We start from the raw sequence: 13,669 nt of genomic DNA, 5'->3' as shown, positions 1-13,669 counted from the left end.
GGGCTGCACAGCAGCCCCAAAACCAGCCCACTCAAAAAATCGGATACACCGAGATGTTACTGATTGGGGCCGCTGCGCAGCCCAGCGGGGATAAATCCCCTCGCCACAAATGTGCCTGGCTTGAAGCCGGGGTCGGGGTTTACAGGGGCTGCCAACCGCCACCCAGCGCCTTGTACAACGCCACGCTCGATGTCCAGGGCGCGGTTTGCCAGTCGCTCACTCAGCTCGAGCATCTGCTGGATCCCCAGGGGGTAGCTTCGGGTGTCCGACATATCCGAATAAACAGGACCCAAGCCGAACACCCTTCATGAGACCCAGAGAATCATTGTGGCGAGGGGATTTATCCCCGTTGGGCTGCACAGCAGCCCCAAAACCAGCCAACCCAAAAGATCGGATATACCGTGAGGTTACTGATTGGGGCCGCTGCGCAGCCCAGCGGGGATAAATCCCCTCGCCACAAATGTGCCTGGCTTGAGGCTGGGGTCGGGGTTTACAGGGGTTGCCAACCCCCACCCAGCGCCTTGTACAACGCCACGCTCGCCTGCATGCGCGCCAGGCGCAGTTGTACGTTCGTGTCCTGGGCGGCGTAGAGGGTGCGTTGGGTTTCCAGTACGGTGAGCAGGTCTTCGGCGCCGGCCTGGTAGCGGCGCTGGGCGATGTCGAAGGCGGTCTGGGCCTGTTGCAGTTCTTCGGCTTGCCACTGCCGCTGTCGTTCCAGGCCGGTGATGCCGTTCAAGGCTTTTTCGACGTCGGCGAAGCCGTTGATGATGGCGGCGCGGTAGGTTTCCAGCAGTTCTTCCTGGCGCGCGGTGGCCTTGTCCCGTTCGGCTCCCAGGCGGCCGTTGTTGAAGACCGGCGCGGCCAGGCCGGCGGTGAGGTTGTAGACGGTGTTGCGCAACACCTGGTCGGCGATGTCGGCACCGCTGGCGAGGCTCAGGCCGAGGGTCACCGACGGCAGCATCGCCGCCCGGGCCACCTGGATGTCGGCCGCGGCGGCGCGCAGGCGTGCTTCGGCGGCGGCGATGTCCGGGCGACGGCGCAGCAGGTCGCTGGGCACGCCGGCGTCGATGGACGGCCAGTGCAAACGATCGAAGTCCTCGGCGTCGAGGCGCACCGATTGAACCGGTTGCCCCAGCAGCGTCGCCAGGGTGACCAGAGCCTCCCGCGCCTGTTGCTGCACCTGCGGCAACCTGCGCTGCTGCGCCGCCACCAGGCTTTTCTGCTGGGACAGCTCCAGGGCCGTGGCGCTGCCGGCGTCGTAGCGGGTCTGCACCAGGTCGAGCACGCTCTGGGCATTGGCCAGGTTCAATTCGGCGATGCGCTGCTGTTCGTCCAGGGACAGCGCCTGGGTGTAGCTGTTGGCGACGCCGCTGAGGAGGGTCAGCTCCACGGTCGCGCGGTCGAAGCGGCTGGCGGCCAGGGTGTCCAGGGCACTGTCACGGGCCGCTCGTTTGCCGCCCCAGAAATCCAGTTCATAGGTGGCGCTGAGGTTCGCGTCGTAGTAATCCAGCGAGCGGTTATCCCGGTCCACGTCCAGTTGGCTGTAGCCCTTGCCTCGCAGCAGTTCCTGGCGATTGCCGTTGAGCCCGGCCTTGATGTCCGGCAGCAGGGGCGCGCCGGCGACCACCGCACTGGCCTGTGCCTGGCGAACCCGCGCCATGGCGGCGGCGAGGTCGTGGCTGTCCCGGCGCGCCTGTTCGATCAGGCGATCGAGTTGCGGGCTGCCGAAATGCGTCCACCATTGCCGGTTGTCCGCCTGGGTGCCTGGCGTATCGAGGTACTGCCACGTCGCTGGCGGTTCGATGCCGCTGTCCGCTGGCGACGGTGGGGTGGTGCAGGCCGCCAGCAGAAGACTGGCGGCCAGGAGGGTCAGGTGCGCTTTCATCGGCATGCATTCATTCACTGGTGAGGGCCGCGACCGGGTCGAGGCGGGCGGCTTTGCGGGCCGGCATGAAACCAAACACGACGCCGGTGGCCAGGGCACAACCGAAGGCGCCGAACACCGCCAGCCATTCGAACGCCACCGCGACCTTGCCCAGAAACAGCACGCCGCCCACCAGCAAGGCCAGGCCGATGCCGGCCAGCCCACCAACCACCGAGAGCATCACCGCTTCGGTGAGGAACTGGCGCAGGATGTCCCGCTGGCGGGCGCCCGTGGCCATGCGGATGCCGATTTCCCGGGTTCGCTCGCGCACGGTCATGAGCATGATGTTCATCACGCCGATACCGCCCACCAGCAGCGAGATTGCGGCAATCGCCCCGAGCATCAGCGACAGCGTGCCCTGGGTACGTGCCTCGGCCTGGATCATCGCGGCGTTGTTGGTCAACTCGAAATCCTGCTGGCCGTCGTGCAGGCGCAACAAGGTCTGCGACACCGCCTGCTCGGCCTGCCGGACCTTGCCGGCGTCCCTCGCGGCAATCACCACGTATTCCGGATGCCGGCTGCCGAACAGGCGTACGCTGGCGGCGGAGTAGGGCACGGCGATGCGGTTGTCGGCGTCGGAGTCGCCGGAACTGGCGCCTTTTTCCGCGAGCACGCCGACCACCTGGAACGGCACGTTCTCGATCAGGATGTAGCGGCCGATGGGGTCGGCGACGTCCTTGAGCAGTTTCTGCCGGACCTTGTGCCCGATCACCGCGACCGCCGCCGCGTTGCGCTCATCGGCGTCGCTGAAATAGCTGCCCTGGACCACCGGCCAATTGAAGATCAGCGGGAATTGCGTGTCGTTGCCGCCGACGTAGCTTTTGTGGTCGAGGTTGCCAAAGCGCACGCTGGCTTCGGCACCGTTGACCGGCATGATGCGCTGCACTTCGGGTAGGGCGGCGAGGGCGGCCAGGTCCTGTTCGCTGATGATGCCCTTGGCGGCGCGCGGGTTGGGCGCGCTGCCGTTGAGGTAGATGATGTTGGAGCCGAAGGCGCCCATCTGGGCCATGACCTGGCGCTTGCTGCCTTCGCCCACCGCCAGCATCACCACCACCGATGCCACGCCGATGACGATGCCGAGCAAGGTCAGCGCGGTGCGGAAACGGTTGATCCACATCACGCGCCAAGCGGCATGCACCGCGTCGAGCAACTCGCCTTTCCAGGCCCCGGTGTGTTCGCTGCCGGCGCTCAGGCGCTGGCGCAGGTCCACGGCTTGCAATGCCTTCGGGTTGGCGGACGGCGCCGCGGGCGCCCCGTGGGCACTGTCGCTGATGATCAGGCCGTCGCGGATTTCGATGATGCGCTTGGCCCGCGCCGCCACGTCGCGGTCGTGGGTGATCAGGATCACCACGTGGCCCTGGCTCGCCAGTTCGTCGAGCAAGGCCATGACTTCGATGCCGCTCTGGCTGTCGAGGGCGCCGGTGGGTTCGTCGGCGAGGATGATGTGGCCGCCGTTCATCAATGCCCGGGCAATCGACACCCGTTGCTGCTGTCCGCCGGACAATTGATGCGGACGGTTGCCGGTGCGGCTCGCCAGGCCCAGGCGTTCCAGCAATGCCCGGGCCCGGGCGTGGCGGTCGGCGGCCGAGGTGCCGGCGTAGATGGCCGGCATCTCGACGTTTTCCTGGGCGGTGCCGGACGGGATCAAGTGGTAGCCCTGGAACACGAACCCGAAGGCCTCGCGCCGCAACCAGGCCAGTTCGTCGCTGCCCAGGCGGGCGACGTCCTGCCCGGCAAAGCGATAGTCGCCGCTGGAGGGGCGGTCGAGGCAGCCGAGGATGTTCATCAGCGTCGATTTGCCAGAGCCGGATGCCCCGACGATCGCCAGGAATTCCCCGGCGTGAATGGCCAGGTCGATGCCGCGCAGCACCTCCACCCGTGGGCTGTCGCCACCGCCGTAGGCCTTGCGAATGTCCCGCAGTTCGATCAGGGGCGTGTCCATTCAACCTCCGCTGTCCTGGTTCGGGCCGAGCAGCACCCGCTCGCCTTCCGCGAGGCCGTCGAGCACCTCGGTGCGCAGCCGATCGCTGATGCCGGTGCGGACCGTGCGCGGCTGGACGTCGCCATTGTCAGCCACCACCAGTACCCGATCGGCGGCGCCTTGCAGCGCCGCGCTGGGCACGCTCAGGACATCCCGGGCCTGGGCGGCGACGAAGAACACCTGGGCGGTCATGTCCGTCATCAGCGCGCGGTCGGCGTTGTCGACGTCCAGCAGCACGGTGTAGAGCACCACGCGCTCGCTGCCGCTGCGGCCACCGGTGGGGCTGCCGCCCTGGCTGGCTTCCAGGGGGCGTGGCGGCACCGGGAGGATCTGCCGCACCGTGCTGCTCCAGCGCCGGGTGCCGCCGGCCAGGGTGGTGAAGTAGGCGTTCATGCCCGGCTTGACGTGGCCGATGTCGGCTTCCGAGACTTCGGCCCAGACCGTCATCGGCGTCAGGCGGGCGATGCGCAGGATCAGCGGCGTCTGCTGCTGGGCGTTGAGCGTCTGGCCTTCCCGGGCGCCGACGGCGACCACGGTGCCGCCCATGGGCGCGTAGATCCGCGTGTAGCCCAGTTGCGCCTCGTCGCTGCGCAGGCTGGCCTGGGCTTCGCGGATCCGCGCCAGGAACATGTCGATGCGCGCCTGGGTCGCCCGCACCTCGGCCTGGGCGGTCTGCACGTCTTCCTCGCGGGTCGCGCCGCCGGCCTTGAGTTGCTGCTGGCGAAGGGACTTCTGCCGGGCCAGGTCGTGTTGCGCGCGCTGCTCCTGGAGCTGCGCCTTGAGGTTTTCGATGGCGAAGCGCCCGGCGTCGAGCCTGGCCTTTTGCGTGGATGGATCGATCTCCACCAACAGTTGGCCTTCGCGCACCTCGTCGCCGGCTTCCACGTGGATCTTCCGGATCTGCCCGGACGCCTGGGCACCGACGTCCACATAGCGGCGCGGTTGCAGGGTGCCGAGGGCGGTGACGCTGCTTTCGATGTCGCCCCGGCTGACGGTGGCGGTGACCCGGTCGACGGGGGCCGGCGCGACGGCTTGCCAGGCGGCGAAGGCAACGGCGGGCAGCAGGGTGACGGTAAGAAGCCAGGCGCGTCGGGTAGGGCGGGGACGTTTCATGCAGGGTTCCGGCCGGTGGGATCGGGCCCGTCGCAGGAGGCCTGGGACGGGAGGCTGTCCTGGTAAACGAGCGTTTTGGGCGGGAATTTACTGGCTGAAACACTTGGTAGCAGGTTGCCTTGCGGGGCCGCGCAACGGCACTGAAACAAGCGCCGCGCTCACCAAGGCTTTAAATCTATATGAGAATTACTATAAATTACGCGATTGAAGTTGCCACCACCGTGCCACTGCCTGTCCAGGCGGGTCGGGTGGCCACAGGGATAGCGGTCGCAGTCATTGCGCACGGGAGTCACGTTGGAAAACTACTATCGCGAGCTGGTGTGTTTCCTGAACGCCAGGCTAGGCAACCGCCAGGCGGCCGAGGATGTGGTGCATGACGCCTATGTGCGGGTGCTGGAGCGCGCCAGCGACACGCCCATCGAGCAGCCCCGGGCGTTCCTGTATCGCACGGCGTTGAACCTGGTGATCGACGGCCACCGGCGCAATACCTTGCGCCAGGTCGAGTCCCTGGACGTGCTGGACAACGAAGAACGCTTCTTCACGCCGTCGCCCCATGCCTGCCTCGACCACGGCCAGCGCCTGGACATGCTCCAGCGCGCCCTGGCCGAGTTGCCGCCGCTGTGCCGCGAGAGTTTCCTGCTGCGCAAGCTCGAAGGCTTGTCGCACCCGCAGATCGCCGAACGGCTGGGGATTTCCCGGGCACTGGTGGAGAAGCACATCGTCAACGCCATGAAGCACTGCCGCGTTCGGGTGCGACAGTGGGACACGCCCTGATCGCTCCCCGGCCGGTCGCCCGGCGGTAAATTTCTGTTCATTGTCCTCGTTCCTCTCAACAGACGACTTGCCGGCCCCCCACAGGCCGGTCGGTTACCCCCAGGCTTTACGCGCCCTGTTGAGGGGCTTCTCCAGAGGACACTGGAATGACACAGGCAATTGCATCGCCCATCGTTCACGACCTGATCGGCATTGGCTTCGGCCCTTCGAACCTGGCCCTGGCCATCGCGTTGCAGGAGCGAGGCCCGGTCCAGGGCGAGCTGGACGCGCTGTTCCTCGACAAGCAGGCCGACTACCGCTGGCATGGCAACACCCTGGTGACCCAGAGCGAGCTGCAGATTTCCTTCCTCAAGGACCTGGTGACCCTGCGCAATCCCACCAGCCCTTATTCGTTCGTCAACTATCTCAAGCAGCATGGGCGCCTGGTGGATTTCATCAACCTGGGCACCTTCTACCCGTGCCGCATGGAGTTCAACGATTACCTGCGCTGGGTCGCCGCGCAGTTCGCCGGACAGAGCCGCTACGGCGAGGAAGTGCTGCGCATCGAGCCGGTGCTGCATCACCAGCAGGTCGAAGCGCTGCGGGTGATTTCCCGCGACCAGCAAGGCCAGGAGTTTGCCCGCACCGCCCGTTCGGTGGTGGTCAGTGCCGGCGGCACGCCGCGCATTCCGGAGGCGTTCAAGGCCTTCAAGGACGATCGCCGGGTCTTCCATCACTCCCAGTACCTGGAGCGCATGGCGACCCAGCCGTGCATGAGCGGCCAACCGATGAAGGTGGCCATCATCGGTGGCGGGCAGAGCGCGGCGGAGGCGTTCATCGACCTCAACGACAGCTTCCCGTCGGTCCAGGTCGACATGATCCTGCGCGGCTCGGCCCTGAAACCGGCGGACGACAGCCCGTTCGTCAACGAGGTGTTCTCCCCGGAGTTCACCGACCTGGTGTTCCAGCAACCCCACAGCGAGCGCGAGCGGTTGGTCAACGAGTACCACAACACCAATTATTCGGTGGTGGACATCGATCTGATCGAGCGCATCTACGGGATTTTCTATCGCCAGAAAGTCTCCGGCGTGGCCCGCCATGCCTTCCGCACCCTGACCACCGTGGAGAACGCCACGGCCACCGACGCCGGTATCGAACTGGCGGTGCGCAACAACGCCACCGGCGAGGTGACCGTGCGCCGCTATGACGCGGTGGTGCTCGCCACCGGTTACGAGCGGCAGATGCACCGTGCGCTATTGGCCCCGTTGGCGCAGTACCTCGGCGATTTCGAAGTGGATCGTCACTACAAGTTGATCACTGACGAACGTTGCAAGGCGGCCATCTACATGCAGGGCTTCTGCCAGGCCAGCCACGGCCTGAGCGACACCTTACTGTCGATCCTGCCGGTGCGCGCCGATGAAATCGCTGGCTCGCTGTACGACCATGGCAAGCACCGCGGGCACGCGCGCCCGGTGCCCGACCTGCACCTGGCGTCGGCTTAGGCCTAGGCCCCACGTTCATTCCCCTGCAACTCCCGTGGCGGGCCTGCCCGCGAAGACGGAGGTAGGTTCAACATTCTTGTTGGCAGGTACTCCGCTTTCGCGAGCAGGCTCGCTCCCACAGGTGTGTGTGGCCTGGAGATTCCTGGCCGGATGCAGATCCAGGGTGGGAGCGGGCCTGCCCGCTAAGACGGAGGTAGATTCAACATTCTTGTTGGCAGGTACTCCGCTTTCGCGAGCAAGCCCGCTCCCACAGGTGTTTGTGTGGCCTGGAGATTCCTGGCCGTATGCATATCCAGGGTGGGAGCGGGCCTGCCCGCGAAGGCGGAGGTGCATTCAACATTCTTGTTGGCAGGTACTCCGCTTTCGCGAGCAAGCCCGCTCCCACAGGTGTTTGTGTGGCCTGGAGATCTCTGGCCGGATGCAGATCCAGGGTGGGAGCGGGCCTGCCCGCGAAGGCGGAGGTGCATTCAACATTCTTGTTGGCAGGTCTACCGCTTTCGCGAGCAGGGGATGGTCGTTGCCAGAGCCTATGATGCATTTCGGGCAATTCCTCAGAAATTTCCTACACTCAGTCCACGCCTGCCACCGTTTGGCCGGCCCAAGGACGGTTCGCTGTTCTCCCGCATTGGCAGCCTGAACCCATCAGCCGGATGCCCTGACTTGACGTGAAGTCGGTGGTATTCGGGCGGACTCTGCCAAGCGATGCAACCTGACCCCGATGATGCAGCTTTTACGCACCGGCCTGGCGGCGCTGTTGCTGGGCTCGTTGAGTGTGACGCCTTTGGTGCAAGCGGCGCCCGAGTCCTTGCAGGTGCTCGGGCGTTCGAGTGTGGACGACTATTCGGTGTCCCTGAGTGCGGCGGACCGGGCCTGGCTGCGCCAGAAAGGGACGTTGCGGCTCGGCGAGTCGGCGCCGGACTACGCGCCGTTCGGCATGAGCGGCGATGGGCGCAACTACGAAGGCCTGACCGCCGATTATGCGCAACTGCTGGGGCAGCTCTTGCAGGTCGAGGTGGTGGTCCTGCGCTATCCATCCCGGGCCGAATCGCTACAGGCCCTGCGCGGCGGCGAGATCGACATGCTCGGCAACGCCAACGGCTTCGAGGCCGGCGATCCACAACTGGCGATGTCCCAGGCCTACGCCGACGACCTGCCCACGCTCGTGGCGCGCATCGACGACAGCCAGGACTTGCCGCCGGACCTGGCGGGCAAGCGGGTGGCGATGCTGTATCACTACTTGCCGCCGGACACCGTCAAGGCGTTCTACCCCGAGGCGTCCTTGCAGTTGTACCCCTCGACCCTGAGCGCCATCGGCGCCGTGGCGTTCGGCCAGGCCGACGTCTACCTGGGCGATTCCATCAGCGCCCATTACCTGATCAGCAAGAACTACCTGAACAATGTCCAGCTGGCGGACTTCTCGCGCCTGGAGGTGCAGCCGTTCGCCTTCGCGGTCAGCCGCGACAACACGCGCCTGCTGAGGATCCTCGACGCCGCGCTGCAGGCCATTCCGGCCGGCGAGCGCATGAACATCCTGCGCCGCTGGAGTGCCGGTGGCGCCAGCATGCCAGGGCAGCGGGCGCTGCATTTCAGCGTCAGGGAACAGCGCTGGCTGGATGCCCACCCGCGGATCAAGGTGGCGGTCAACGAGCACTTCCCGCCGTTGACGTTCTTCGATGACGAAGGCCAGTTACGCGGCATCAGCGCCGATGTGCTGGCCAGGATCAGCCTGCGCACCGGCCTGAAATTCGATCTGCAGCGCGGCAGCACGCTCAACGAGCTCATCGAGCAAGTCCGCACTGGCAAGGCCGACGTGCTGGCCGCCGCTCCCGTCAGCCCGGAACTGGAGGACCAGTTGCGCTTCACCCGGCCGTACCTGACACCTCCGTTCGTGCTGGTGACGCCGCGCAAGGTCGCGCTGACCCTGGACCAGATGGACGGCAAGCGCCTGGCGCTGGCGCCGGGCAATGCGCTGCGCGACTACCTGCAAGAGGCCTTCCCCGGCGTGCACCTGGTGTCGGCGGAAAGCGCGGCCGACGCCATGGCGATGGTGGCCGCCGGCACGGTGGAAGGCGCGGTCAATTCGTTGATCAGCGCCCGCTACCTGATTTCCCGCCAATACCGCGATCGCCTGCAAGTCACCAGCACCGTGGGCACCTTGCCGGCGCGCGTGGCCCTGGTCACCCGGCGCGATTCAACGGAGCTGCACTCGATCCTGGACAAGGCGCTGTTGAGCATTTCCCCCGAGGAAATGGACGAGCTGACCAACCGTTGGCGCAGTGAAGTGGTGATCGACGACAGCTATTGGCTGCGCAACCGCACCACCATCCTGCGCGGCTTCGCCATCGCCGCGCTGCTGTTGCTGGTGACCCTGGGCTGGGTCGCTTACCTGCGGCGCCTGCTGGAGCAGTTGCGCGTGGCCAAGCAAAGCGCCGACGACGCCAATCGGGCCAAGACCACCTTCGTCGCGACCATGAGCCATGAAATCCGCACGCCGATGAACGCGGTGATCGGCATGCTGGAACTGGCACAAAAAAAAGCCGACCAGGGCGTCGTCGACCGCTCTGCCATCGAGGTCGCCTCCACGGCGGCCCGGGGCATGCTGGGCTTGATCGGCGACATCCTCGACATCGCCCGCATCGAGTCCGGCAAACTCTCGCTGGCGCCGGAACGCGCGTCCCTCCATGAACTGATCGAGTCGGTGGCGCGCATGTTCGAAGGCCTGGCCCGGCAGAAACAGCTGCGCCTGCAAGTGGACGTGGACGCCACGCTGCGTCGCGATGTGTTGATCGATCCGCTGCGTTTCAAGCAGATCGTGTCGAACCTGTTGAGCAACGCGATCAAGTTCACCGAGCGGGGCGAGGTGCGCCTGAACGTGCGCGGCGAACCTGGCCTGGAGGGCGCGCGCCTGGACGTGTGCCTGCGGGTCGAGGACACCGGCAGCGGGATTTCCCCCGAGGACCAGCGGCGCCTGTTCAGCCCGTTCACCCAGGCCGGCCAGGCCTCCGCGTCGGCCCGCAGCGGTTCCGGGCTGGGGTTGGTGATCAGCCGTACCCTGTGCGAAATGATGGGCGGCACGTTGCAGCTCAGCAGCGTGCCGGGCGAGGGCACGCAGGTGGAAGTGCTGCTGAGCCTGCCACTGCTCGACGACCGGCTCGTCGCGCCGCCCGCCGAGGCCGAGGTGCCGGCGGCGATGCGGGCGCTGAACATCCTGGTGGTCGACGATTACCCGGCCAACCGCCTGCTGCTGAACCAGCAACTGGGCTACCTGGGGCATCGCGTCCAAACCGCGGCGGACGGGGAACAGGGCTTGCGGGCCTGGCGCGGCGAACCCTTCGATGTGCTCATCACCGATTGCAACATGCCGTTGATGAGCGGCTACGAACTGGCCCGCGCCATCCGCGCCGAGGAACGCGCCGGCGGCTTGCCGGCCACGGTGATCCTCGGCTTCACGGCCAATGCCCAGCCCGAGGAAAAACAGCGGTGCGCCGAAGCGGGGATGGACGACTGCCTGTTCAAGCCCATCGGCCTGCGGGAACTCGCCGCGCACCTGGCCCAGGTCCGGGCGGAGGTGGCGCCAGCGCCGCCCGGCGCCGCCTTCGACTTGTCCACCCTTGAGCAACTCACCGGCGGCGACACCGATTCCCTCGGGCAACTGTTGCGGGAACTGGTCAGCAGCCAGGTAGAAGACGAAGCCCGGTTGCTGCGCCTGGCCGATCGGCGCGACCTGCCAGGCCTGGCGGACCTGGCGCACCGGATCAAGGGCGGTGCGCGGATGATCAAGGCGCAGCCGGTGATCGATGCCTGCGAGGCCTTGGAAGACGCCTGTCGCGCGGCCGACCGGACGGTGCTCGCGGCTGCCGTGGCGGATTTGCGCGGGGCCATGGCTCGATTGGCGGAACGACTGGACCGGTACATGGCCGGGATATCCGGGCCGGGTGCCGCATGAAACGCCTTCCTAAGACGAATCCCATCGTCACAAGGAATACGTCCTGCTCTATTTTGGGAATAGTCCTACAGCGCCTCTCAAAAGCTTCCTCTAGCCTGACGCCCCTTAACGTCTACGAGCCGGATCCTGCCGGACGCGTTGCTAGTGGAATGCCTGCCATGCCGAACAAAGCACTACGTATCCTGATTGCCGACACCCAACATACCCATCGCATCGTGCTGGAGCGCCTGTTCAATCAACAGGGCTATTTTCGTATTGTCCCGGTGGGCGATGTGCAAGCGCTGCTGACGCTGGTGGAGTACGGCAGCGAGCCCTTCGACCTGGTGGTGGTCAATGCCGGGCTGGCGGAGGGGGCGTTGAACCTTCATGACTTCATCCTCTACAACCCGCAGGTGCGTAACGCCATGCTCTACAACGTGCAGCAGATCGGCCTGTCGCCGGTGCCGGCCGCGCGCCGATCCAGCCTGCACCTGAGCCACGCGCCGTTGCCTGACCTGGCCGCGTTGCAGCGGGTGATGGAACGGGTCGACCCGCCGCAGAGCGAACCCCTGCAAACCTGGGCGCGGCCCTTGAGACAGGGCCGTGGCGGTTGAGGCGGGCCGTTGGTCCGCACTGTCGATCCTGACAGGTGGCAGGGCCTGTCGCGTGTGGAAAAGTCCGTTGCAGCCAGGGCATCGGCGCCTTTTATATTGACCGGGGAAACAGCCTTGAAAGACGTATTGATCGTGGACGACCACCCTGTTATCCGAGGGGCGTTGCGGCTCATTTGCCAGAACGAGGGCTTTGACCGGGTCAGGGACGCCAGTGGCGTGGCCGATGCCCGGGAGCTGATCAAGGCGGGCGTGCCCGACCTGGTGATCCTCGACCTGGTGATGAACGGCTTCGATGGCCTGGACCTGTTGGTCTGGATCATGGGCCAGTTTCCCGGGTGCAACGTGCTGGTGTTCACCGCCCAGGATGCCCAGCATTTCTGTAACCGCTGCATCTCGGCGGGTGCGCGGGGCTTCGTGACCAAGAAAAGCGACCTGAAGGAATTGATCAAGGCGATCCATGCGCTGAAGTCCGGCTATGCCTACTTTCCGCAGCTATCTGTCCGGCTCGATTTCCAGCAGCGCACCGAGCAGCAGGCCCTGGAAAGCCTGTCCACGCGGGAACTCTCCATCCTGCGCATGCTGGCGATGGGCATGCGCGGCAAGGACATTGCCGAGAGCCTGTTCCTGAGCCCCAAGACCGTCAGCACCTACAAGACCCGCCTGTTGGAAAAACTCGGTCTGAAATCCCTGGTGGGTTTGTCGGATTTCGCCAAGCGCAACCATCTCTAGAGGCTCCTCGTTCGAGCCGGCCAAAGGGTTGCCCATATCCGTGTGGGAGCGAGCCTGCTCGCGAAAACGATCCCCTGCATCGGCGATGCTGAAGGGACGGACGCCTTCGCGAACAGGTTCATGTCTATCGTTCTTCTGATGGAACGCTAAGGCCGGTTTTTGCCGTCTAGTGCGTCAAAGGGTTGGGTTTTAAGCTGTGTCATCGAATCGCTGCACTTGATTGAGAGACACGGCATGAAAAACATCATTGGCCTCTACACCAGCCCCCGGCCCCATTGGGTCGGCGATGGCTTCCCGGTCCGCACGCTGTTTTCCTATGACCAACTGGGCAAGCACATCAGCCCGTTCCTGCTGCTGGATCACGCGGCTCCCACCGAATTCAGCCCCACCACCGAGCGGCGCGGCGTCGGCCAGCATCCCCATCGGGGGTTCGAAACCGTGACCATCGTCTACCAGGGCGAACTGGAGCACCGTGACTCCACGGGCAGCGGCGGCAAGATCGGCCCCGGCGACGTGCAATGGATGACCGCCGCGTCCGGCATCCTCCATGAAGAATTCCATTCCGAAGCGTTCGCCCGGCAGGGCGGGTTCATGGAGATGGTCCAGCTGTGGGTCAACCTGCCGGCCAAGGACAAGATGGCCCCGGCCGGCTACCAGACGCTGCTCAAGGCTGACATTCCCAACATTGCGCTCAAGGACGACGCCGGCAGCCTGCGCCTGATCGCCGGGCGTTTCGACGGGCAGCAAGGACCGGCGAAGACCTTCACGCCCATCGACGTCTGGGACATCCGCTTGCACGCCGGGAAAACCCTCACCCTTGACCTGGTCGAGGGCCACAACACGGCCCTGGTGGTGCTGCGCGGTTCGGTCCAGGCCAACGGCCGCGAGCGGGTCGAGGCCGGCCAACTGGCCCTGTTCGATCGGGCCGGCGACCAGTTGAGCCTGCACGCCAATCATGACGCGGTGGTGCTGTTGCTCAGCGGCGAGCCCATCGACGAGCCGATCGTCGGCCACGGCCCGTTCGTGATGAACAGCGAACAGGAAATCCACCAGGCCTTCGGCGATTTTCACGCCGGGCGCTTCGGGCAGATGGACGACTGAGGGCGAAAGGCGACCATCCTGCTCCCC

9 protein-coding genes are annotated in these 13,669 nt (G+C 65.8%); 6 read left to right on the top strand and 3 right to left on the bottom strand.

From position 1 onward, the window contains the following. Positions 1 to 490: 490 nt before the first annotated feature. From Q6A48_RS23955 to Q6A48_RS23945, 3 genes are read right to left on the bottom strand one after another with little or no spacing between them, the layout of a single operon-like run. On the bottom strand, positions 491 to 1,885 hold the full coding sequence (locus tag Q6A48_RS23955) for an efflux transporter outer membrane subunit (protein WP_304556882.1): 1,395 nt from the start codon (positions 1,883 to 1,885) through the stop codon (positions 491 to 493). Between the two features lie 10 nt (positions 1,886 to 1,895). Beyond that, on the bottom strand, positions 1,896 to 3,866 hold the full coding sequence (locus tag Q6A48_RS23950) for a MacB family efflux pump subunit (RefSeq protein ID WP_304556881.1): 1,971 nt from the start codon (positions 3,864 to 3,866) through the stop codon (positions 1,896 to 1,898). Further along, entirely contained in the window at positions 3,867 to 5,018 is a 1,152-nt protein-coding gene (locus tag Q6A48_RS23945) for an efflux RND transporter periplasmic adaptor subunit (protein WP_304556880.1), read from the bottom strand. 294 nt (positions 5,019 to 5,312) lie between these two features. Here Q6A48_RS23945 and Q6A48_RS23940 point away from each other — a divergent pair, with 294 nt between their 5' ends. From Q6A48_RS23940 to Q6A48_RS23915, 6 genes are all read left to right on the top strand, one after another. Continuing rightward, positions 5,313 to 5,792: a sigma-70 family RNA polymerase sigma factor gene (locus tag Q6A48_RS23940; RefSeq protein WP_304556879.1), complete on the top strand. Its 480-nt coding sequence runs from the start codon at positions 5,313 to 5,315 to the stop codon at positions 5,790 to 5,792. Between the two features lie 146 nt (positions 5,793 to 5,938). Continuing rightward, a complete protein-coding gene (locus Q6A48_RS23935) occupies positions 5,939 to 7,273 on the top strand; it encodes a lysine N(6)-hydroxylase/L-ornithine N(5)-oxygenase family protein (RefSeq protein WP_304556878.1) in 1,335 nt (444 codons plus the stop codon). Between the two features lie 718 nt (positions 7,274 to 7,991). Beyond that, a complete protein-coding gene (locus Q6A48_RS23930; protein ID WP_304556876.1) occupies positions 7,992 to 11,219 on the top strand; it encodes a transporter substrate-binding domain-containing protein in 3,228 nt (1,075 codons plus the stop codon). Between the two features lie 158 nt (positions 11,220 to 11,377). After that, positions 11,378 to 11,812 (top strand): PleD family two-component system response regulator, encoded by a 435-nt coding sequence (locus Q6A48_RS23925; RefSeq protein ID WP_304556875.1) that lies wholly within the window; start codon positions 11,378 to 11,380, stop codon positions 11,810 to 11,812. 114 nt (positions 11,813 to 11,926) lie between these two features. Continuing rightward, complete coding sequence (locus Q6A48_RS23920) at positions 11,927 to 12,541, top strand: response regulator transcription factor (protein ID WP_304556874.1); 615 nt, start codon at positions 11,927 to 11,929, stop codon at positions 12,539 to 12,541. Between the two features lie 234 nt (positions 12,542 to 12,775). Beyond that, positions 12,776 to 13,642, top strand: a complete 867-nt coding sequence (locus Q6A48_RS23915) for a pirin family protein (RefSeq protein ID WP_304556872.1) — start codon at positions 12,776 to 12,778, stop codon at positions 13,640 to 13,642. Positions 13,643 to 13,669 lie beyond the last annotated feature (27 nt).

The organism is Pseudomonas citrullilanati (assembly GCF_030580855.1).
Taxonomy (GTDB): Bacteria; Pseudomonadota; Gammaproteobacteria; order Pseudomonadales; family Pseudomonadaceae; genus Aquipseudomonas; species Aquipseudomonas citrulli.
This window is presented reverse-complemented; position numbering and strand designations above follow the sequence as displayed.